The sequence below is a fragment of the Vibrio cholerae ATCC 14035 genome (assembly GCF_000621645.1).
Lineage (GTDB): Bacteria > Pseudomonadota > Gammaproteobacteria > Enterobacterales > Vibrionaceae > Vibrio > Vibrio cholerae.
Map to the genome: position 1 here is coordinate 12,737 of NZ_JHXR01000038.1, position 1,495 is coordinate 14,231.

The 1,495-nt window shown below is 39.7% G+C and carries 1 protein-coding gene and 1 pseudogene; both read right to left on the minus strand.

Features of this window, described 5'->3' with window-relative positions:
* A partial coding sequence (locus T411_RS01000000119575; RefSeq protein WP_428837383.1) for a hypothetical protein occupies positions 1-1,044 on the minus strand: 1,044 nt, incomplete at its 3' end.
* 293 nt (positions 1,045-1,337) lie between these two features.
* Positions 1,338-1,495, minus strand: a pseudogene (locus T411_RS1000000120830) (IS5/IS1182 family transposase); the annotation flags it as partial.

Genomic DNA, 1,495 nt, shown 5'->3' on the forward strand with positions numbered 1-1,495 from the left:
TTCTGGTTCTGGTTCTGGTTCTGGTTCTGGTTCTGGTTCTGGTTCTGGTACGAAATCCTCTAAAGTCTTTGATTCAAAATCAACAAGTTGATTCTCAACTTCTGAGGAGGCTACAGATATTTCTGTTTCTAACTTAAATGTTCCCCATACATTCGATAATAATCTTGGCTTTACCCCAAAATAAGGGTGAGCAAATTGTGAATGTACACAATGAAAGACATGTCGTTCAGACTTGTCTTGTTTGCCGATGAAGAAGATGTATGCTGTTTCTTGTATTCTGTCTTTGAATGCTTCAGTAGATAATTGTCGTACGTACTTTAGGCTTTCAATTAACGATTGCTTTTGATGCTCTGTCCATCCATCAGTATCAAAACAAACTTTATAGTTTTGAACATCTTGATGCTTTCGCATCAACTCTATTGTGAAATGCTCTTCGTTGATAACAATCGGTACAGAGTTTTTAATTTCACAATAGAATACAAAATTGTCTTTGTATCCAATATTCCGCTTTGATGTTATTTCTTGGAAAGATTTGCGATAGGTAAAAGGGCGGTTTAATAAATTGAGATATAAAGGACCGTGCTTGTCTGGATCTTCCAAATAGAAATCAACCAATGCCCCTAACATTGACGAATACTGATTTTTTCTGGCAGTTCTCGATATACCTGTCTTCGTTCTACCACCGCTAGTATTCTTGACAGATACTTTCCCACCAGATCCTAATGTACCGTCTCCTGATTGTTTTCTTGGTTCTATAAAATCAGTCACATAAGGTAGTTTAAACGAACTAGATCCTGCATCGCTATTGGAATGTTTATCTGAACCAGTCATCGTCTCAAAATGACAGCCTTCAGCATGATGCTTTTTATACTGAAATGCCGGTGAACGCTTTTCAGTATTAACAGCCCATGGAGTAGCAGGATATCTGCATAGCATATTAGGACATTCATATTGACCTTTAGGAATAGCGTTAACGTTCTTATACCGATTTAGTTGACTGGCCTCTTCTATTTCCCCAGTATTTTTATTACGAGCTCTGGTCACAATCCAACATCCATACAAATCAATTAGTTATTATCAATATACTAAATATTGCTCTATGGTCAAACTGCCATTTGGTGACTAATATCTCACCCTAACGACTCATTGACAAAGTCGGATGTCAGCATTGGGCTCCCGCAATTTTCCAAGGGAAGCTGCGATTAAGTGGTGACTGAACTGCTCCAAGTCGCACGACAGTGCGATCGCTGACTTTTTACTCGTAAAACGAGTGGTATTTTGTCGATTCCGAGCGTTTCAAGCCACTTTCAGCCGTTTTCTCCGGCTATTGGCGGATTTCAGGCAGATCTCGCCTGTCGTCGTATCAGTTGGTCGACTTTGACCAGATTCGCCAAGGTGAATAGCATGGCTAATTGGTTGTCGTTTTTCATCAGGCCTTTGTAGCGGGCTTTGATAAAACCAAACTGGCATTTAATGATGCGAAACGGGTGCTCGA